The organism is Ruegeria sp. HKCCD7296, from assembly GCF_013110775.1.
In the GTDB taxonomy this organism is placed as follows: Bacteria; Pseudomonadota; Alphaproteobacteria; order Rhodobacterales; family Rhodobacteraceae; genus Ruegeria.
The window spans coordinates 150,124-169,682 of record NZ_WVRF01000001.1 but is presented as its reverse complement, the minus strand read 5'-3'; the positions used below and the strand labels follow the sequence as shown (position 1 = coordinate 169,682).

Annotated in this window: 21 protein-coding genes; 11 read left to right on the top strand and 10 right to left on the bottom strand. The window is 58.0% G+C overall.

Annotated features, from left to right (window positions below):
- Window positions 1–19 precede the first annotated feature (19 nt).
- Both GS632_RS00840 and GS632_RS00835 read right to left on the bottom strand, forming a co-directional pair.
- Entirely contained in the window at window positions 20–358 is a 339-nt protein-coding gene (locus GS632_RS00840) for a hypothetical protein (protein ID WP_171721986.1), read from the bottom strand.
- Complete coding sequence (locus GS632_RS00835; protein WP_171721985.1) at window positions 355–1,275, bottom strand: DnaJ C-terminal domain-containing protein; 921 nt, start codon at window positions 1,273–1,275, stop codon at window positions 355–357. The genes GS632_RS00840 and GS632_RS00835 overlap by 4 nt, the downstream gene beginning before the upstream one ends.
- Window positions 1,276–1,435: 160 nt before the next feature.
- On the opposite strand from GS632_RS00835, the gene GS632_RS00830 reads away from it, so the two are divergent.
- Window positions 1,436–1,819: a hypothetical protein gene (locus GS632_RS00830; RefSeq protein WP_171095725.1), complete on the top strand. Its 384-nt coding sequence runs from the start codon at window positions 1,436–1,438 to the stop codon at window positions 1,817–1,819.
- Here GS632_RS00830 and GS632_RS00825 read toward each other — a convergent pair whose 3' ends face one another.
- Entirely contained in the window at window positions 1,820–2,917 is a 1,098-nt protein-coding gene (locus GS632_RS00825; protein ID WP_171721984.1) for a cystathionine gamma-lyase, read from the bottom strand. It lies immediately after the preceding gene.
- A 3-nt stretch (window positions 2,918–2,920) separates the two neighbouring features.
- On the bottom strand, window positions 2,921–3,763 hold the full coding sequence (locus tag GS632_RS00820) for a TIGR00730 family Rossman fold protein (protein ID WP_171721983.1): 843 nt from the start codon (window positions 3,761–3,763) through the stop codon (window positions 2,921–2,923).
- A 79-nt stretch (window positions 3,764–3,842) separates the two neighbouring features.
- Here GS632_RS00820 and GS632_RS00815 point away from each other — a divergent pair, with 79 nt between their 5' ends.
- From GS632_RS00815 to dapD, 3 genes are all read left to right on the top strand, one after another.
- Window positions 3,843–4,754 (top strand): threonine/serine dehydratase, encoded by a 912-nt coding sequence (locus GS632_RS00815; protein ID WP_171236124.1) that lies wholly within the window; start codon window positions 3,843–3,845, stop codon window positions 4,752–4,754.
- A 44-nt stretch (window positions 4,755–4,798) separates the two neighbouring features.
- Complete coding sequence (locus GS632_RS00810; protein ID WP_171180376.1) at window positions 4,799–5,398, top strand: GntR family transcriptional regulator; 600 nt, start codon at window positions 4,799–4,801, stop codon at window positions 5,396–5,398.
- A gap of 109 nt (window positions 5,399–5,507) precedes the next feature.
- Window positions 5,508–6,335 (top strand): 2,3,4,5-tetrahydropyridine-2,6-dicarboxylate N-succinyltransferase, encoded by an 828-nt coding sequence (gene dapD, locus GS632_RS00805; protein ID WP_171721982.1) that lies wholly within the window; start codon window positions 5,508–5,510, stop codon window positions 6,333–6,335.
- A gap of 58 nt (window positions 6,336–6,393) precedes the next feature.
- Here the strand turns inward: dapD and GS632_RS00800 are convergent, their stop codons facing one another.
- Window positions 6,394–6,729 (bottom strand): cupin domain-containing protein, encoded by a 336-nt coding sequence (locus GS632_RS00800; RefSeq protein WP_171180425.1) that lies wholly within the window; start codon window positions 6,727–6,729, stop codon window positions 6,394–6,396.
- Between the two features lie 116 nt (window positions 6,730–6,845).
- On the opposite strand from GS632_RS00800, the gene GS632_RS00795 reads away from it, so the two are divergent.
- Window positions 6,846–7,190, top strand: coding sequence for a hypothetical protein (locus GS632_RS00795; RefSeq protein WP_171180372.1), 345 nt, complete (start codon window positions 6,846–6,848; stop codon window positions 7,188–7,190).
- On the opposite strand, the gene GS632_RS00790 is transcribed toward GS632_RS00795, so the two are convergent.
- Window positions 7,187–8,245, bottom strand: coding sequence for a transporter substrate-binding domain-containing protein (locus tag GS632_RS00790; protein WP_171180370.1), 1,059 nt, complete (start codon window positions 8,243–8,245; stop codon window positions 7,187–7,189). The two genes, GS632_RS00795 and GS632_RS00790, sit on opposite strands and share 4 nt — an antisense overlap.
- Window positions 8,246–8,455: 210 nt before the next feature.
- Between GS632_RS00790 and dapE the strand changes: the two genes are divergently transcribed.
- The 3 genes from dapE to rnr are packed head-to-tail and all read left to right on the top strand — an operon-like array spanning window position 8,456 to window position 12,480.
- Window positions 8,456–9,595 carry a succinyl-diaminopimelate desuccinylase gene (gene dapE, locus GS632_RS00785; RefSeq protein WP_171721981.1) on the top strand — a complete coding sequence of 380 codons (1,140 nt, stop codon included), beginning with the start codon at window positions 8,456–8,458 and terminating at the stop codon, window positions 9,593–9,595.
- A 3-nt stretch (window positions 9,596–9,598) separates the two neighbouring features.
- The gene (locus GS632_RS00780; RefSeq protein ID WP_171180366.1) at window positions 9,599–10,174 is read left to right on the top strand and encodes a TIGR04282 family arsenosugar biosynthesis glycosyltransferase; all 576 of its coding nucleotides are present in this window, start codon (window positions 9,599–9,601) and stop codon (window positions 10,172–10,174) included.
- A 47-nt stretch (window positions 10,175–10,221) separates the two neighbouring features.
- Window positions 10,222–12,480 carry a ribonuclease R gene (rnr, locus tag GS632_RS00775; RefSeq protein WP_171721980.1) on the top strand — a complete coding sequence of 753 codons (2,259 nt, stop codon included), beginning with the start codon at window positions 10,222–10,224 and terminating at the stop codon, window positions 12,478–12,480.
- Here rnr and GS632_RS00770 read toward each other — a convergent pair.
- Together GS632_RS00770 and GS632_RS00765 are read right to left on the bottom strand one after the other, a co-directional pair.
- Window positions 12,471–12,857, bottom strand: coding sequence for a DUF1801 domain-containing protein (locus GS632_RS00770; protein ID WP_171721979.1), 387 nt, complete (start codon window positions 12,855–12,857; stop codon window positions 12,471–12,473). The two genes, rnr and GS632_RS00770, sit on opposite strands and share 10 nt — an antisense overlap.
- Window positions 12,854–13,549 (bottom strand): glutathione S-transferase family protein, encoded by a 696-nt coding sequence (locus GS632_RS00765; RefSeq protein WP_171721978.1) that lies wholly within the window; start codon window positions 13,547–13,549, stop codon window positions 12,854–12,856. The genes GS632_RS00770 and GS632_RS00765 overlap by 4 nt, the downstream gene beginning before the upstream one ends.
- A gap of 84 nt (window positions 13,550–13,633) precedes the next feature.
- Between GS632_RS00765 and GS632_RS00760 the strand changes: the two genes are divergently transcribed.
- Together GS632_RS00760 and GS632_RS00755 are read left to right on the top strand one after the other, a co-directional pair.
- A complete protein-coding gene (locus tag GS632_RS00760; RefSeq protein WP_171620110.1) occupies window positions 13,634–14,347 on the top strand; it encodes a YafY family protein in 714 nt (237 codons plus the stop codon).
- A gap of 87 nt (window positions 14,348–14,434) precedes the next feature.
- Window positions 14,435–15,727, top strand: a complete 1,293-nt coding sequence (locus tag GS632_RS00755; protein ID WP_253284405.1) for a lytic murein transglycosylase — start codon at window positions 14,435–14,437, stop codon at window positions 15,725–15,727.
- 398 nt (window positions 15,728–16,125) lie between these two features.
- On the opposite strand, the gene GS632_RS00750 is transcribed toward GS632_RS00755, so the two are convergent.
- Together GS632_RS00750 and GS632_RS00745 are read right to left on the bottom strand one after the other, a co-directional pair.
- Window positions 16,126–17,523 (bottom strand): aspartate aminotransferase family protein, encoded by a 1,398-nt coding sequence (locus GS632_RS00750; protein ID WP_171721976.1) that lies wholly within the window; start codon window positions 17,521–17,523, stop codon window positions 16,126–16,128.
- A gap of 74 nt (window positions 17,524–17,597) precedes the next feature.
- Window positions 17,598–18,281 (bottom strand): GntR family transcriptional regulator, encoded by a 684-nt coding sequence (locus GS632_RS00745; protein WP_253284404.1) that lies wholly within the window; start codon window positions 18,279–18,281, stop codon window positions 17,598–17,600.
- A gap of 140 nt (window positions 18,282–18,421) precedes the next feature.
- Here GS632_RS00745 and GS632_RS00740 point away from each other — a divergent pair, with 140 nt between their 5' ends.
- The gene (locus tag GS632_RS00740; RefSeq protein ID WP_171180349.1) at window positions 18,422–19,507 is read left to right on the top strand and encodes a polyamine ABC transporter substrate-binding protein; all 1,086 of its coding nucleotides are present in this window, start codon (window positions 18,422–18,424) and stop codon (window positions 19,505–19,507) included.
- The last annotated feature ends 52 nt before the right edge of the window (window positions 19,508–19,559 follow it).

Genomic DNA, 19,559 nt, shown 5'->3' with positions numbered 1-19,559 from the left:
GGTCGAGTCCAAAACCCCGTTATCTGCGACGGAACCGCGCTGTGCCGATCACTTCAACCAGTTGCTGACGCACCGGTTCGGGTTGAGCCTCGACCGCGTTCAGAACCTCGCGCAGTTCGGCCCGTAGCCCGTGCATCTGATCAATCAGCGAGATCATCATCGACAGCGCATCTGCCTCCATGTCGTACTGTTCGTGCAACTCGCAGGCCAGTTCCAGACGGGCGACGTCGATGCTGTGATAGATCAGCCCTTGGTCTGATTGTTCGGGGATCACAATCTCGGCCGCCAGATATTCGGTCAGCCGATCCGAGGTCAGTCGGGTGACGGTTTCGATCAGTTCCTTCTCGGTCAGGGTCATGACGGCATTCCTTTCCGCGGGTCGTAGCTGTGCGTCTCGCGCCAGGTCTCCATGAACTGTTTCAGATCGTCATCGATTTTCTCGGGCATCGAGACGGTCAGTTCGATCAACTGATCCCCACGCTCGGACGAGCCGCGTTTTTTGACACCCTTGCCCCGCAATCGCAGGGTTTTGCCGCTGCTAGTGCCCGCCGGTACGCTGACATTCACGCCACCGTCGATGGTCGGAGCTGGGACTTTGCCACCCAGTATGGCCTCGTCAATCGTGATGGGCAGCGTAATATGGATGTCGTCGCCGTGGCGATCAAAGACCGGATGACTGGCCACCGAAACAGTTACCAGAGCATCGCCCGGAGGGCCTTCGCCATATCCCGGGGCCCCTTTGCCCCTCAGGCGGATGGTTTGACCCTCGGTAATTCCAGCCGGGATCTTCACTTCGATCCGGTCGCCGTCTGGCAAGGTCAGTTTCTGACTGGCACCGAACACGGCATCCAGAAAGCTGATCTGCAGCGAATAGTTCAGGTTGTGCCCCGGCGCGTGAAACTCATGGCCGCGCTGGCCGCCAAACCCGCCGCGCCCGCGCATGAATTCGGCGAAGATGTCGGACATGTCGTCCGGGTCTGCCTGACGTCCGCGATACGGGTTGCCAGCGGCTTCGGCATATTCACGGTAATACTGCTGTTGCGGGCGTTCCTGACCCGAGGCGTCAATCTCGCCATTGTCGAAACGCGCGCGGGTTTCCGGGTCTTTCAGCAGATCGTATGCGGCGGCGGCAGCTTTGAACTTTGCCTCAGCCTCGGCATCACCGGGCTTTAGGTCCGGATGGCATTCCTTGGCAATGCGCCGATAGGCTTTCTTGATCTCGGCGGCGCTGGCGTCTTTGGCCACGCCAAGAACGGAATAGGGATCGTCGCTCATCTCACACTCATGGCTCAGGGACAGGTCTGATCTTGATGAATGTCTTCTACCATGCGATTTCAACGGGTCAAAAGGAAGAGGCGATTGAATTGCCTCGTAAAATCCTGCAGGTCTGTTAACATCTGCATGTTTCTAATTGTTGATTGACGGAGATCGTCACATGTCGCGTAGAATTAAATCGGCTTTGGCCTTGCTGGCGGGGAATGCCATTGGGTTGTTGCTTGCCTCGCTGATACTGTCAGGATTTGCGATCAAGCCGATCTCTTTCATCGTCGTTGTAATCGTCTTCACCGTGGTGCAGCTGATTGCCGAACCCCTGATCCTGAAGCTGGGTGAAAAGAAAGCGCCTGCGCTGAAGGGCGGGATTGCTTTGATCGTGACCTTTGTAGGCCTGTTGGTGACTGATCTGATAACCGCTGGGCTGACCGTAGGTGGAGTTGCGAACCTGTTGGGAGCAACGCTGTTGGTCTGGCTGGGGGCGCTGATCGCCAGCGTTGTGCTGCCGATCTACGTGTTCAAAGAACTGCGCGAAGCCAAGAAGTAATCACAGCGCGTTCAGGCTGGCCTCGATGGCTTGCCACAGTTCTTCTACAGGTTCGCATCCGACGGACAGGCGGATGAAAGCGGGATCGACATCGTCGCCCCATCGCGCGCGACGTTCGGCTGAACTGTGGACCCCTCCGAAAGAAGTGGCGGGGCGCAGAAGGGGGCAAGCGTTGATGAAGGCTTCGGCTTTCTCTTCACTTTCCAGTGTCAGGGACAGCAGAAACCCGAAGCGTGCCGTCTGTGACTGTGCCAGTTTGTGGGATGGATCGCCCGGCAGACCTGGATAGCGGACCTGTTTCACTGTGGGATGTGACGCCAAACGTTCGGCCAACACCTGCGCCGAGCTGCACATACGGTCAAAGCGTACATCCAGCGTTTCCAGCCCGCGATGCAGCAGCCACGCCTCATGCGGTCCGGGGATTGATCCGGACACTTTTCGCCATTCCTCGACCCGTTCCATGATATCGTTGTTGCGGCTGGCCACATGGCCCATCAGCATGTCGGAATGCCCGCCCATCGCCTTGGTATCTGACGATACAACCACATCGATGCCCAGTTCCAGTGGGCGTTGACCCAGCGGGGTCATCGTCGTGTTGTCGGCAATGGTCACTCCCCCGGCTGCGCGCGCCTGTTCAGCAACCACTGCCAGATCGATCATATCCAAACCGGGGTTCGAGGGGCTTTCTACAAAGACAACATCGAACCCGTCAAAACCGCCGTTGGTAAAGGCGGCAGTGGGTCGTTCCTCAACGGTCACGCCCAGACCTGAAAGGAAACGATCCGCCAGCAGGCGTGTCACGTAGTACCCGTCCGACGGGATCAGCAGGCGTGATCCGGCCTTCAGGGTCGCGAACAACGCTGCCGAGATCGCTGCCATCCCCGAAGGGAATGTCAGGCAGGGTGCGTCCTCCAGATGGGCCAGAACATGTTCCAGATGCTCCCAGGTTGGGTTGTCGACGCGGCCATAGGTGCGCAAACCTTCCGTCACGCCGGGCAGGTGGTACATGCTGCTTTGGGTCAGTGGCAGGGTTACCGGCTCACCGGCGTTCAACGCGTTGCCGCGCAGGTGCAGCATCTCTCCGGTTTTAGAAGCCATAGCTCAGCGCCCCGGAATTTCGTCGCGGGGCGGGGCGGGTTCCCAGTTCTCGATGATCTCGACCGCCTCTTGCGCGGTGTCGACGAACCGGAACAGGTCGAGGTCTTCTTCCGAGATGGTGCCGGCATCGGCCAGCGCTTCCCAATTGATGACCTTTTCCCAGAATTCGCGGCCAAACAGCAGGAAGGGCACGCGGTCCATCCGCCCGGTCTGGATCAGGGTCAGGGATTCGAACAGTTCATCCATGGTGCCAAAACCGCCGGGGAAGATGGTGATGGCGCGGGCGCGCATCAGGAAATGCATCTTGCGAATGGCAAAGTAATGGAAGTTGAAGCTGAGGTCCGGCGTCACATAGAGGTTCGGCGCCTGTTCATGCGGCAGCACGATATTCAAGCCGATCGAACACCCACCCGCGTCCTGCGCGCCACGGTTTCCGGCCTCCATCACACCGGGACCACCGCCGGTGACGATGACGTTCTCACGGCATCCGGTTTCGTTTGACTTTTCGGTCATTAGCCGCGCGAACTCACGCGCCTCATCGTAATATTGTGACAACCCGGCCAAAGTCTCTGTTCGCGCCGTGTGTTTCTGCGACGGTTCCGGAATGCGCGCGCCGCCGAACATCACAATGGTCGAGGTGATCTCGCGCTCGGTCATGATCATCTCGGGCTTCAGCAATTCCAGTTGCAGACGCACCGGGCGCAATTCGTCCCGGCACAAGAATTCGTCATCGGCAAAGGCAAGGCGATAGGCAGGTGAACGCGTCTGCGGCGTGTCCGGAACCTCACTCGCGGTCGAGCGGTCGGTCTGCGCGTCGCGGAACGGATTGTGGCGGTCTTCTCTCATAGGTGATCGATCCCTGCTTGCGTGTTCATGAAACAGCTATAGGGTTCGCGATCAGAGCGCCAGTCACGGAAAGACAAGAATGAATTGGAAAAGTGAAATTTCAAAAGCCCGCGACCGTATCGCCGGATATGCACAAGTGACCCCAGTGATGGAAAGCCGCATTCCGGGCTATCCGATCGAGCTAAAACTCGAGCACATGCAGCACACTGGCAGTTTCAAGGCACGGGGCGCGTTCAACACATTGCTCAGCATGGACGTGCCACAGGCAGGCGTTGTGGCCGCGTCCGGGGGCAACCATGGTGCGGCGGCTGCTTATGCTGCGCAGACGCTGGGCTATCCCGCCAAGATATTCGTACCGGAACTGGCAGGTCCGTCGAAAATCGCGCTGATCCGGCAAACTGGCGCGGATCTAAGCGTCGTGTCCGGCGAATACGCCAACGCGCTGACCGCGGCGCAAGAACATGAGGCAGCTACTGGTGCCATGCAAATTCACGCCTATGACGCCCCGGCGACAGTGGCGGGGCAAGGGACCTGTTTTGCCGAATGGGATGCTCAGGGGGTGCAGGCCGATACGGTTCTGGTTGCTGTGGGTGGCGGAGGTCTTATTGCCGGTGCGCTGGCGTGGTTTGACGGCGCGCGCAAGGTCGTTGCAGTCGAACCTGAAACCTCGTGCGCGCTGAACGCTGCGTTACAGGCGGGTAAGCCGGTGGATGTATCTGTCTCGGGTATCGCTGCAAATGCGCTGGGCGCGCGGCGGATCGGACAGATCTGTTTCGATCTGGCGCAAGGCATGAGCTCGGTTCTGGTATCGGATGACGCGATTGCGGATGCGCAAAAGGCGCTTTGGCAGAGCCACCGCATTTTGGTGGAGCCCGCAGGCGCAGCAGCCTTGGCTGCATTGACGTCGGGTGTCTACCAGCCTGAACCGGATGAGCGTGTTGCCGTTCTGCTGTGCGGCGCAAATATTGCACCGGACCCGTTTGCAGGGTGAATTATCGGCTTGTGAACGGGTAGGGCGGATTTTATCTATAATCCATGTCCGCTACGATTTCCGACACGATCTACCAAAACCTGAGCCAGCAAATCATCACCGGAGAGCTTGAGGCCGGGGAAAAGCTGCGGCAAGACCATATTGCCCGCCAATTTGACACCAGTCACGTCCCTGTACGTGAAGCCCTGTTGCGGCTTGAGGCGCATGGATTGGCCCGGCATGAGCCTCGCCGCGGGATGCGCGTCACCGCGCTGGACCCGGCAGAAGTGCGTGAGGTGATAGAAATGCGAGTGGCGTTAGAGACCCTTGCGTTGCAGCAATCCGTGCAGAACATGTCTCCGGTCGCGTTGGACAAGATCGATCGCGCACGCATCGCCTGTGATGAGGCGCAGACGATGCCGCAATGGGAAGCTTTGAACCGAGCGTTCCATCGTGCCATTCTGACACCTTGTGGCCTACCCCGGCTTTTGCACGCCATTGACGATCTGCATATCGCAAGCGCGCGCCACCTGTTCGCACATTGGCGATCAAAATGGGTACAGCAGGTAGACAAGGATCACGCCGCGCTGGTTCAGGCGCTCAGGCGCAGGGATCTGAGCACCGCCAAGGGCATCCTGACCCGCCATATACGCCGCGCCAGCTGACGAAAGGCCGTTTCAGACGCAAAATGATCCATGTTCGTCGCATTGCACCATTGTTTCCACTTGCGTATAGGCCAAACCGACACGAACAGATTCTGTAGGGAGACGCCCCATGTCCAACGCGCAACTGGAAGCCGCCATCGAAGCCGCCTGGGAGGCGCGCGACACAATCACGCCCGCCACCACCGGCGAACAGCGTGAAGCGATCGAGGATACGCTGAACGCGCTGGACAGCGGATCGCTGCGTGTTGCGGAAAAGCTTGAAAATGGCGACTGGCAAGTGAACCAGTGGGCCAAGAAAGCGGTTCTGCTGGGCTTTCGCATCAAGGATATGGAAATCCAGTCCGGTGGTCCGCAGGCTGGCGGCTGGTGGGACAAGGTGGACAGCAAGTTCGCCGGTTGGGACGCAAACCAATGGCAAGCCGCCGGGTTCCGCGCCGTGCCGAACTGCGTTGTCCGCAAGTCTGCCTATATCGCACCCGGCGCTGTTCTGATGCCGTCTTTTGTGAACCTGGGCGCTTATGTCGATGAAGGCACCATGGTTGATACATGGGCCACCGTTGGATCCTGTGCGCAGATCGGCAAGAACGTTCACCTGTCGGGGGGCGTCGGCATCGGTGGTGTCCTTGAGCCCATGCAGGCCGGACCGACCATCATCGAAGACAATTGCTTTATCGGTGCCCGTTCCGAAGTGGTCGAGGGTTGTATCGTACGCGAAGGTTCGGTTCTGGGCATGGGCGTGTTCATCGGCAAATCCACCAAAATCGTGGATCGCGAAACCGGCGAAGTCATGTATGGCGAAGTGCCGCCCTATTCGGTGGTTGTCGCCGGTTCGATGCCTTCAAAGAACAACATCAGCTTGTACTGCGCCGTGATCGTGAAACGGGTGGATGAAAAGACCCGCTCGAAAACGGGCATCAACGAATTGCTGCGCGACTAAATGGGCGCATATTCTTAAAGAAGGGCTGTAGCTTGTGCTGCAGCCCTTTTTTTGAGCCTTATGCCTTCACCGGATAGCGGTCTGGTTCTTCAAAAACGTCAATCACACGAGAACCCGCTTTGATCTTGCCACCGTGTTCGACACCCGAAGGGATCGAATAGCTGTCGCCCGGGCGGTATATTCTGGTCTCGGTGCCGATGGTCAGTTCGACCTCACCCTCGACGACAGTGCCCCATTGGGCTTTGTGAGAATGTGCGGGCAGTTCAAAATCCTTGAGAAAAGTAAAAAACGCCACCAGCCCAGCATCCGACCGGATCACAGCGGTCTGAACTACATCTTCGGGGAAAGGGACGTCGAGGCTGGGAAATGCTGTGATGAAATCGGGATATGTCATGAAATGGTCCTGTGTTGTCATGGTTCGGCTGTTTACCGGTACTATGGACGCCAGATTGCCCGTCTGCAATTCTGGGCTTCTTGACCGTCGGCGGGCACGCAGCTATGGCCCTGCGCATGGAAAAGCAAAAGAAACCTTCGCGTCAGCAAGTTTATACTCTTCTGGTCCAGATCGGTCGCAAGGATGGTGACGGGCTGCCCGAAGGGGCGACCGGCGCGGCGTTGATCTGCTATGCCAGCGGAGTCGACGAGGCCGAGGCCGTGCGCGAAACGGTGGCCATTCTGAAGCAAGCCGATACAGCGCCGCTGGATGTCACCGGGTATGGCACTTTGGCGGAACGCGAAGCGCAAGGGCATGACATAGAGCCGGACGAGCGTGCCCTAATGCAACGCGCATTGGACGAAAACGCCGTGATCGTCGCGCAGATGACACCGTTTTATGGCGACGAGGCTGAAGCCTAGTTTCGTGTACCGAACCACTTGCGGTAAATTTCGTCGTAAGTTCCATCTTCGCGCAGTGACAGCAAAGCCTGATTGACGTCCTCGACCAGCGGCGATCCGGTCGGGAAGGCGATGCCATAGTTTTCGCGCAGGAAGATGCCGCCTGTCATGGACGCAATACGCCGCCCCTCATGCGAGGCGAAATAGGACAGGACTGGCGCGTCAAATACGACTGCGTCAAGTTCCTCGGCCTTGAAGGCGTCCAGCATCTGCTCCAGTCCGGGATAGCCGGTGAATTCGATCTCACGCCGGTTTAGAAAACTTGCCGCGGTCGAGTTGGAAATGGTGCCGACATTTTTGCCGTAAAGATCGTTGACCGAGTTCACGCTGCCGGTAATCGCGTCTACCGTCATGACCGAGGTTATGCGTGCGGTGAAAACCGACACAATGAACAGCGACGACACAACCAGCACGACCCCCAACATTCGCCCAAATGGGGTGCGGGGCATCCGCTCTTCGAAGCCGCCATTCACAACCAAGTTGAGCGCCCACCAGAATGACGGGAACCAGGCTTCGTTCAGTTTGCGGTCGAAATAAGGTTGGGCGCGGCGCTCAAAGCTCCACATCAACATGCCGCCGCCCAGTAGAATGGCAAAGGCCAGACCGATAGCAATGAAGAGTTCTTTGGACAGCAACGCCTGCAACAGCGAGGGCCGACGAACCGCGTCTGACGGCACCATGATCTGCAGCCCGGCCTCAAAGATCGGCTGACTGAAATCCATCTGTGTTTCACGCATCGCCGTGATCGAGATATTGGCGATGGCTAGGTCGGCAGACCCGTCTTGTACGGCACCCAGCATTTCGGAAAAGGCGTCCACACGGTTGACGGAATAGTCCCAGCCCAGCGACTCGGCCAGTGCCGCAAGCAAGTCCATCGAGAAACCCGTTTCATCCCCGTCCTCGACATAGGAAAACGGGGGGCGTGTCACGGTCGTGACGGAAAGGGTCTGTGCCAGGCTCTGCTGTGCGATGACGGCGAAAGTCAGGCAGATCAGAGCGTAAAACGCGCGTTTCATTTTCTTTTCACCTGTTTCGCGGCCCTGTAACGCGATTGTGTGACACACGGCAAGGTGGTCGCTGGGTAAATTGCCATGTTTTGTTGGGGTCTCGCTTTGACACGTCCGGCGTCGGAAGATTGATTTTTTTGTGGATTGGGGTTGGAAAACCGGGCAATTCGTTGAATCTGTGCGCGAACCCGCGAAAGACAAAGCTCCAGAGGCCTCCGCATGACCGACCCCGTTCAATTGACAGCCGACCTGATTCGTTGCCCATCGGTCACACCGGAAGAGGGCGGCGCGCTTGAATTGCTCGACTCGGTTCTGACTGGGGCGGGCTTTGAGTGCACACGTGTCGACCGTGGCGGCATCAGTAACCTGTTCGCGCGGTGGGGCCAGAAAGGCCACGCGCGCAGCTTCGGGTTCAACGGCCACACAGATGTTGTTCCGGTAGGCGACGAAGAGGCTTGGACGATGCCGCCTTTCGGGGCCGAGGTGCGGGACGGTGTGATGTACGGGCGCGGTACCACCGATATGAAATCCGGGGTCGCGGCGTTTGCTGCGGCTGCGATAGACTTCGTGCGCGACACACCGCCGGACGGGGCCGTCATCCTGGCGATTACCGGCGATGAAGAAGGTGATGCGCTGGATGGCACCACCGCCTTGCTCGACTATATGAGCAGCGCAGATGAGCGCATGTCGGTCTGCCTGGTAGGTGAGCCCACATGCCCGAACACGATGGGCGAGATGATGAAGATCGGCCGTCGCGGTTCGATGACGGCATGGTTCACGATCACTGGCGTTCAGGGGCATTCGGCCTATCCGCATCGGGCTAAGAACCCACTGCCTGCGATGGCGCGGCTGATGGATCGGTTGGCAAGTCACGAACTGGATCAGGGCACGGATCACTTCGACGCCTCAACTTTGGCAGTGGTCACGATCGACACGGGGAACGCTGCCACCAACGTGATCCCAGCCCGGAGCAGTGGCGCGGTCAATATTCGTTTCAACGATCTGCATTCCGGTGCGAGCCTAAGCGATTGGTTGCAATCAGAGGCGGATCAGGTGGCTGCCGAGTACGGCGTTGAGGTGGACGTAAGAATCAAGATTTCTGGGGAAAGCTTTCTGACCCCGCCGGGGCCACTGTCTGATCTGGTGGCCAAGGCGGTCGAAGCGGAAACCGGTGTCACGCCCGAGTTGTCCACAACAGGAGGCACATCGGATGCGCGTTTCGTCAAAAATCACTGCCCGGTGGTTGAGTTTGGGCTGGTCGGGCGCACCATGCATCAGGTGGATGAATGCGTCGAGGTGGCACAGGTCGAACAGCTCAAGTCGATCTACACGCGCATCCTGACGGAATACTTTGCCTGACCCATGCCGCGCACATTGGTGATCATGGTCAAGGAACCCCATCCGGGTCGGGTGAAAACACGGTTGGGTCGCGACATCGGCATGGTGGGTGCAGCATGGTGGTTCCGGCATCAGACCCGGTCGTTGATCCGGCGTCTGCGGGATCCACGCTGGCAGATCGTATTGGCGGTGTCCCCGGATGCAGAGGGTCTGAACAGTCGGGTCTGGCCGGCTGATTTGCCGCGCGCCGCACAGGGGCGTGGCGATCTGGGGGATCGGATGGGGCGAATGCTGCGGGGCATGCCCAAAGGTCCGGTTTGCCTGATCGGTGCCGATATTCCGGGAATTTCGCGGGCTCACATTGCCAGCGCTTTTGGTGCACTGGGGCGGTCTCAAATGGTCTTTGGCCCTGCACCGGATGGCGGTTACTGGTTGGTTGGCGCGCAACGCTATGCGGCTTTGCCAGCAGGTCTGTTTCGCAATGTGCGCTGGTCGACGGAACACGCTTTGGCGGACACGTTGGCCACGGTTCCCGGCGCGCGGGTCTCGTTGCTGGATCACCTGCGCGATGTGGATACGGTGGCCGATCTGAAAGCCTGAAGTTTTTTGATCATGACGCGGTCGCAAACGCGTGATAGGCCGAAGATATGACTCGCATCCCCACCAAGCAGGAGGTCCTGGACTGGATCTCGGCGAACCCCACTCTGACGTCGAAACGCGATATTGCCAAGGCCTTTGGCATCAAGGGCGCAGATCGGATTGATCTCAAGCGCATCCTCAAAGAACTTGAGGCCGAAGGGCATCTTGAAAAGCGCAAGCGCAGCTATCGCGACCCGGATCGCCTGCCGCCGGTCAGCGTTTTGCAGGTCAGGGCACCGAACCAAGATGGAGACCTGTTTGCCCGTCCGCTGGAGTGGCATGGTGAGGGGGTCGAGCCCATCGTGCTGATCATTGCCCGCGCCAGTGATCCGGCGCTGGGCGAGGGCGACCGCATTCTGGCGCGTCTGACCGTGGTGCATGAAGAAGATCATAACTATGAAGCTCGCCTGATCCGCCGCATCGGAACCAACCCGCGCAAAATCGTCGGCATCTTCCGCAAGGGCGCCGAAGGGGGGCGGATCGTGCCCATCGACAAGGCCGGATCCACCGAATGGCTGGTTGCCGACGGGGCACTGCTGGGCGCTAAAGACGGCGAGTTGGTCGAAGCTGAGCAGGCGGGACCCAAAAACCGCATGGGTCTGCCGCGTGCGCGCATTGTTGAACGTTTGGGTGATCCGACCGCGCCCAAGGCTGTGTCACTGATCGCGATTCATCAGCACGGCATTCCGGATGACTTCCCTGACAAGGTGATTGCCGAGGCGGACAAGGCCAAGCCAGTTGGTTTGAAGGGCCGCGAAGACCTTAGGGAAATGCCTTTGCTCACCATCGACCCTTCGGACGCGCGGGATCATGACGATGCATGCTATGCGCACGCCGATGACGACCCGAAGAACCCGGGCGGGCACGTGATCTGGGTCGCCATTGCAGATGTCGCCGCTTATGTGCAGCCCGGAACTGCCCTGGATCGTGAGGCGCGAAAGCGGGGCAACTCAAGCTATTTTCCTGATCGGGTGGTTCCGATGCTGCCGGATCGTTTGTCGGGCGATTTGTGTTCCCTGCACGAGGGTGTGCCGCGTGCCTGTATCGCTGTGCGGATGCAGATCGACGGAGATGGGAACAAGATTGGACATCGCTTTGTCCGCGGACTGATGCGGTCGGCTGCCTCGCTGAATTACTCAGAAGTACAAGAGGCCATTGACGGCACTCCGAATGATCGCACCGGGCCGTTGCTGGAGCCAGTGTTAAAACCGCTCTATGCCGCGTACGCTGCCTTGAAAAAGGCCCGCGCGGTGCGGCAGCCGCTAGAGCTTGATTTGCCCGAACGTAAGATCGTTCTGTCAGAAACCGGCGAAGTGACGAGCGTGGCGTTCCGCGACCGTTTGGATGCCCATAAGCTGATCGAGGAGTTCATGATCCTCGCCAATGTCGCCGCTGCTGAAACCCTGATTGCCAAGCGCCGCCCGCTATTGTTCCGTGTGCACGAGGAACCCGCGCCTGAGAAGCTTGAAAGCTTGCGGGAAACAGCACAGGCGGCGGGTTTGAACCTGGCCAAGGGGCAGGTATTGCAGACCCGGCATCTGAACGCATTGTTGAACGCGGCTGCGGGGACAGAGGACGCCGAACTCATCAATCTGACCACTCTGCGGTCAATGGCGCAGGCTTATTATAACCCCGAGAACTTCGGGCATTTCGGATTGGCGCTGCGGAACTATGCGCATTTCACATCACCCATCCGCCGCTATGCCGACCTGATCGTACATCGCGCTCTGATCTCGGCCCATGGCTGGGCCAAGGACGGGCTGACTGAAGATGAAATTATGCGCTTGGACGAAATCGCCACGCACATTTCGGACACAGAGCGCCGTTCGATGATGGCGGAACGGGACACAACCGATCGTTATCTGGCCGCCTATCTAAGCGAGCGGGTGGGCAATGAGTTCTCTGGCCGGATCAGCGGCATCGCCCGTTTCGGGGCCTTCGTGAAGATGGACGAAACCGGCGCGGACGGGCTGGTGCCGGTGCGGTCTTTGGGGCGCGAGTTCTTTCATTTCGACCGCGAGGCCGGGACACTGATGGGGTCGGACACCGGCCTGATCATCGCGATCGGTCAGCGTGTCACCGTTCGCTTGACCGAAGCAACACCTGTTACTGGCGGTCTGGAACTGGAACTTTTGTCGATCGACGATCAGGCGCTGCCGCGCGGACGGGGTCATTCCAAGCGGGCGACCCGCCGAAAGGCTGTCAGCACCAAGCGCAAGAAGGACAAGATCAAGCGCAAGGTGGAACGCAAGCGCCGTCAGAGGTGATAGGTCAGCGCCCGGGCGATCAGCCACCCGTGGCGGTTCGGATCTATCTGATGCGGGTCGTCGAACAGAACGGCGCGGGTCCCGTCAATGCGATCTTCATTCGGGAAGGCAGAGGTGAAATCACCCATCAATCGGCTTTGACAATGCACGAACAGTGCAAAACTGGCCGACTTGTGTGCCCCCAGCCGGATCGTTGATCCTTTGGGCGCAAGATACGCAGGTTGGCCCCAGCGCAGCTCCTCTCGCAGCGGGGTGGCCGCGGGCAGAGTTGTTGCCGTATCAATGATCAGGTCACGCAGCGCAAAGGCCCCTGCGCGCGCGGGCGGTGCCAGGGCCTCGAATGCTGCGGCGACTTTGGGGTTATCAAAAGGTTTCAAACGGGTATCGCCTGTTCCATCCGGTCCACGTAACTGTTCAACACCTTATCCTGTTTGATGCGCTGGGTCAGCGGGGTATCCGCAGGCGTTGCGCGCATTGCAGCCAGCATCGGACCGACGCTCATATCCGCAGACGTCGGCCTGTCCCCCAGCAAGAACGAGGATTGCCAAAGATAGGCCGAGATCGCCTCAAGATCGCGTTCAACCCTGTCCAACCGTTCGGACAGCGAGAACCGCCCAATCCCTTGAGACGTAATCCCCTTCAGAACAGATTTTCGGATTGCGTTGGACGCAGGCTTGCGGATCAGGGCCGGTATCCCGGTAAAGAAGGTTTCGCGTAGGATCGGCCACACGTCGTCATTGCCCCAACGGTCCAGAACGATGTGAAAATACAGGTGTTCTTCGGCCATGCGTACCAAAGCGCGGGAATGCGCCTTTTCCACATCGGTCAGCCCCTGATCGAAATTTGCGCCGTTGGTTTCCAGCCAGTCGCGGATCAGGTCGCTGTCGGGGATCAGACGCTCGGGTGTGCGCAGAACGGGTAGTTTCTGATGCGGCATCTTTCGGGGATCAAGCATGTCAGAGCGCTGCCATTTCCGGCCGGAATGTTGCAGCATCAAAGCCGTCTTGACGCAGAACGGGCTGGCACTGAACAGGCCGAAGGCAGAAGGATAGGTGAGAAGGGTCAGCATCACTGGGCTCCGTTTGTGGGGATGCTTGATACGTAGTCGGCACTGATGACAGTTTCTGACATTAGGTTTAAGCTAGGGTGCATCATGTCTCGCACCGCCCGACTCTTCCAATTGATGCAGGCCCTGCGTTCTGGCCCGTCGCCCAAAACCTCAGCGCAACTGGCGCAGGATCTGGATGTGTCTGCCCGGACCATCCATCGCGATATCGATGCGCTGCGTGGTCTGGGGGCCGTGATCGACGGCGAAGCGGGGTTTGGGTTTACTCTGATCGAGGATGCAACATTGCCCCCGCTGGGCTTCACCGATGATGAGCTTGAGGCGCTGGTTCTGGGCCTGCGTGAAGTTCAGGTTATTGGTGATCCGGCTTTGGCAGAAGCTGCCAATGCTGCCCTTCGAAAGTTGCAGGGCCGCTTGCCCGCGCGTCAGTCGCACCGATTGAGTCACGCAATTTTGGCGGCCACCCGGTTTGACCGACCCCCGGCACCGACGATTGACGCGGCAACACTAAGACAGGCGGCTTGGGATGAGCGTGCAGTAGAGTTTTCCTATACCGACGCAAAGGGAGAGGCCACGCGGCGGCGCGTAGATCCGCTTAGCATCGTCTATATGGACCGTTCGAACGTGTTACTCAGCTGGTGTCATCTGAGGCAGGATTTCCGCGTTTTTCGCCTCGACCGGATGCAGGATATGTGTGTGACGGATCAAAGCTTTAGGCCAAACCGGGTGCCGATGCTGCGCGATGTGCTGGCCCGCATACGCGCAGACCGGGAAGCACAAGACTGCGAGGCAGGTACCTGAGCGCTTTGTGATTTACCGATTTTGCGCTACCCTAAGGGTGAGCAGTAATCAGGAAAAATCGGTATGCATAAATGCGTAGGCGGCGTCATGACCGTCGCATTATGGGCATCCATGGTGCAGGCGGACACAACAAAAACTGGAAAATGGTCGGGCGGCAATATGCTTGGCGAAACGATACAGCTGGCCTCGGCAGACTTGGCTGTTTCGCTTCGACCCGTTCCGCGACCATCAATCGAGGCGCTGCAGGTGTCTGCGGCGGCGGCAGCGCGGTTTCAGGTTTGGCTGAGCGCGTTTCAGGATAGGGCGCGACAGCAGGGCATATCGCAAGGAACGCTGTCTAAGGTGTTTTCGGACATAACGTTTGACGAAGACATTATCGCGCGGGATCGAAATCAGGCGGAATTCTCGAAACCGATCTGGGAATATCTCGATTCCGCCGTCTCGGATACGCGCCTGTCCAATGGTCGGGCCGCAATGCAACGGCACCGGCAGGTGCTGAAGCAGATCGAGGCTGAATACGGAGTCGAGAAAGAGGTGGTCACGGCAATCTGGGGGCTGGAAACCTCGTTTGGGTCCTACCGTGGCAGTAGCCGCACGCTCAGGTCTTTGGCGACACTGGCTTTTGATGCACGGCGTGCTCAGTTCTTCGAAACTCAGTTAATCGCTGCCCTAAGGATCGTGCAGGAAGGCGATGTAAGCGCCGCAAATATGTTGGGCAGTTGGGCGGGCGCGATGGGCCACACGCAGTTCATGCCGACCTCGTATTTGGATCATGCGGTCGACTTTGACGGAGATGGCCGTCGCGACATTTGGTCAGACGATCCAACGGATGCATTGGCCTCGGCGGCGTCGTATCTGGCACAACACGGCTGGACTAAGGGGCAACCTTGGGGTGTCGAAGTGCGATTGCCTGCGGATTTCGATTACGCTTCGGCCCGGCGCGACTTCACCCGGATGCCGTCCGCATGGGCTGCACAGGGTGTTGTGGGAACTGACGGCAACGCTGTTGCGGATCATGGTCAGGCCGCGATTCTGCTTCCCGCAGGCGGGCGGGGTGTTGCCTTGATGATCTTCGACAATTTCAAAGTGATCGAGGCGTATAACGGGGCCGACGCGTATGTGATCGGAATCGGGCATCTGTCCGACCGGCTGGCCGGAGGTGTACCGTTTCGATCCGACTGGCCGCGCGCTGACCGCGTGTTGAGTTTCACCGAAAAAAAGGAACTGCAAACCCGCCTGACCAATGCCGGGTTTGATACAAAGGGTATAGATGGGCGGGCTGGGCCGAACACGATCAGCGCGGTGCGCGCATACCAACTGGCGCAAGGTTTGCGGCCAGATGGGTATCCAACTGAGGAACTATTGGAGCGGCTGCGATAAGGCAGTCGTAAAACCCAGGCCCGGCTCAGTTTCAAACGCAGGCGCTGACTGCGTCTTTTACGATTTGGCATTGTGAAGCCTCCTGTCTGCCACCACTCACACGGCAGACAGGAGGTAGACCCTGCGGGATGGCAGGTTGCGATACAGGCCGAGGTAATATTCTTCCGAATCGCATTCGAATATTTGAAGTTGACGTGGGTGAAATCAAGTTTTTTGTCGCGCGTAAACTTATGGTAGCTGTTGGCAAGAGGTCTCGTAACTATTGACGACTGTCTTCTCAAAGGTGGCAACGTGCAGAGTTCTACGTCTGGGTTTGCAGTAAGAAACGTAAGTTTGAAGCCAAATAAGAAAAGGGACGCTGTTCAAAGCGTCCCCTGACTTTACAATTGCGAAATGGCTTACGAGGCCGCTTTCATCAATCCTTGTGCGATAATCTCGGCCTGTGCCTCATCCAGCGATTTACGGATTCGCACGAACATCTCGTCGATATCTGCGGGGGTCAGGATCAGCGGGGGTGATATGATCATCCGATCGCCGACATGGCGCATGATCAGGTTGTTGGCAAAGCATCGGTCGCGACAGATATAGCCGACAGTGCCTGGCTCGGACGCGAATTTGGCGCGGCTGGCCTTGTCTGGTGTCAACGCGATTGAGGCCATCATGCCGACGATCTTTGCCTCACCGACCAACGGGTGTTCGGCCAGAGCCTCCCATTTTTCCTTCAGGTAAGGGGCAGCTACATCGCGTACATGCTCGACGATTTTCTCTTCTTCAAGAATGCGCAGATTTTCCAAAGCTACGGCAGCGGCGACCGGATGGCCGGAATAGGTGTAGCCGTGGTTGAACTCGGTGCCGCCGATCACTTGGGCAATCTCGTCGTTTACGATTGATCCGCCGATGGGCGCATAACCCGAGCTCAGGCCCTTGGCGATGGTCATGATGTGCGGCTTGATCCCGACGGTTTGCGAACCGAACCAATTGCCGGTACGGCCAAATCCGCAGATGACCTCGTCGGCGATCAAAAGGATGTCGTACATGTCACAGATACGCTGGATTTCCGGCCAATAGGTATCCGGCGCGACGATCACGCCCCCTGCGCCCTGCACGGGTTCGGCGATAAAGGCTGCAACGCGGTCTTCGCCCAGTTCCAGAATGGCTTCTTCCAGTTCGCGTGCGCGGGCCAGTCCGAATTCCTCGGGCGACATGTCACCACCTTCGGCCCACCAATTGGGTTGGTTGATGTGGTGAATGTTTGGAATCGGGATGCCGCCTTGCGCGTGCATTCCTGCCATACCTCCCAACGAGGCCGAGCCCACGGAAGACCCGTGGTAGGCATTATGGCGGCTAATGATGATGTTCTTATTCGGCTGGCCTTTTTCGGCCCAGTAAGTTCGGACCAGACGGATATTGGTGTCGTTGGCCTCGGACCCGCCCGCCGCAAAGAAGACGTGGTTCAGATCGCCAGGCGCCAGCTCGGCAATCTTTGCGGCCAATGCAATGGCTGGAACGTGTGTCGTTTTAAAGAACGTGTTGTAATAGGGCAGTTCACGCATCTGACGTGCGGCTACTTCGGCCAGTTCGTCGCGACCGTAACCGATATTGACGCACCACAAGCCAGCCATGGCGTCAAGAATCTCTTCGCCCTCGCTATCGGTCAGATAGACCCCCTTGGCGCGAGTGATCACGCGTGCGCCTTCCTGACCCAGCGCGTCGTTGGCAGAAAATGGATGAAGGTGATGCGCGGCGTCCAGTGCCTGTAGTTCGGCGGTTGGCATATGGTTGGTGATGGTGGACATCTGAGGCTCTCCCACAAAAGCAGTGGTGATCACAATATGATCAAATTTTTGACTGTCAATCGAATCGGACGAAATCAGCCTGATGTGAGCGACTCCGAGATCAATTCCATACCCTGTTCAATGTCCTGAGCGGTAGCTTTTGCCGCCTTTTCAGCGTCTCCGTTTCGTAATGCGCTGATTATATCCTTATGCCGATCAGGCAGGCTTTGCGTGCCAAAGCGACCGCACACCACACGCAGAGACGGGCCAAATCGCAGCCACAGTCTTTCGGCAAGATCACTGAGAATCGCTGCATTGGCGTGGGAATATAGCGATTCATGAAAGGCCTGGTTCAAACGCAGATAGCCCCCAACGTCGCCATCTGCGATCATATGATCCAGCTGTTTGTCGATACGCTCAAGATGATCTATGTCGTCTGCCTGTAAATTCGCAGTGGCGAGTCTGGAAAGCTCTGATTCTATTGAGATTCTGGCGAAAATCATCTGCTCAATGTCGTCGGAGGTCAAAAGCGGAACGCTAACGCGGCGGTTGCCTTGAAATACCAAGGCCCCGTCCGAAATCAGCCTACGGATTGCCTCGCGGACCGGGGTCATTCCAACACCCAGCGAATCAGTCAGACCCTGGATTGTGACGGGTTGCCCAGGGACCAATTCCCCAAACAGGATCTGCGACCTGAGGGTTTGATAAACCTGCTCGTGCGCGGGCTGTTTCCCGCTTTCGGCTTGCGGCGAAGATGCCTTATTTTTGATCAAATCCAATTGGTTCATCCTATTTCGACTAACCCTGACTTGTCAGGTGACAGGCCTCGTGAAACCATACGCTGGATCGGGGGAAAACGCAAAACTTGATCAAATCCAAAAAAACGGGAAAATAGCCGTACACTTGCAGGGAGAAGAATATGACAATCAAAACGCTGACCATGACAGCGGTCATCGCATTGGGGACTTCAGCGGCTTTCGCTGAAGAGGTGCGTGTCTACAACTGGTCCGACTACATCGACGAAGAGCTTCTGAGCAAATTCGAGGAAGAAACTGGTCTGACCCTCATCTACGACGTGTTTGACAGCAACGAGGTTCTGGAAACCAAGATGCTGGCTGGTGGTTCGGGCTATGACGTGGTGGTGCCTTCTGGCACGTTCCTTCAACGTCAAATTCAGGCAGGGGCGTTTCAGGAACTGGATGCGGCCAAATTGTCGAATGCGGGCAACCTTTGGGACGTTATTCAAGAGCGAACTGCTGGATATGACCCAAACAACGCCTATTCGATTAACTATATGTGGGGCACCACGGGCATTGGTGTGAATGTCGACAAGGTCAAAGAAGCCTTGGGCGACGATGTGGCACTGAACAGCATGGATCTGGTTTTGAAGCCAGAGAACATGGAAAAACTGGCGGCGTGTGGTGTTCATTTCCTTGATGCGCCAGCCGAAATGATACCAATGACCTTGCAGTACATCGGTGAGGACCCCGACAGCCACGATCCGGATGTGATCAAAAAAGTTGAAGACGTTCTGACAAGCGTTCGCCCTCATATCCAGAAATTCCACAGTTCGGAATATATCAACGCGCTGGCGAATGGCGATATTTGCGTTGCCGTGGGTTGGTCAGGTGACATCCTGCAGGCACGAGACCGCGCAGCCGAAGCCGAGAACGGTGTGAACATCGAATATCATCCGTTCGCGGAAGGATCGCTGATGTGGTTTGACCAAATGGCGATCCCGGCGGATGCACCGAATCCGGAAGGCGCGCATAAGTTCCTGAATTTCATCCTGGATGCCAACAACATGGCTGCCGCGTCCAATTACGTCTACTACGCCAACGGCAACGAAGCTTCGCAGGAGTTCCTCGAGGAAGACGTGATCGGCGATCCGGCGATTTATCCGGATGAGGCCACGATGCAAAACCTGTACATCACGACGCCATATCCCGCGAAAACGCAGCGCGTCGTGACTCGTCTTTGGACCAAGATCAAGTCAGGTACCTGATCGGAGTGAACAAGCGCGGGGCGGTCAGGAAACCGCCCCGCTGCAATATTGT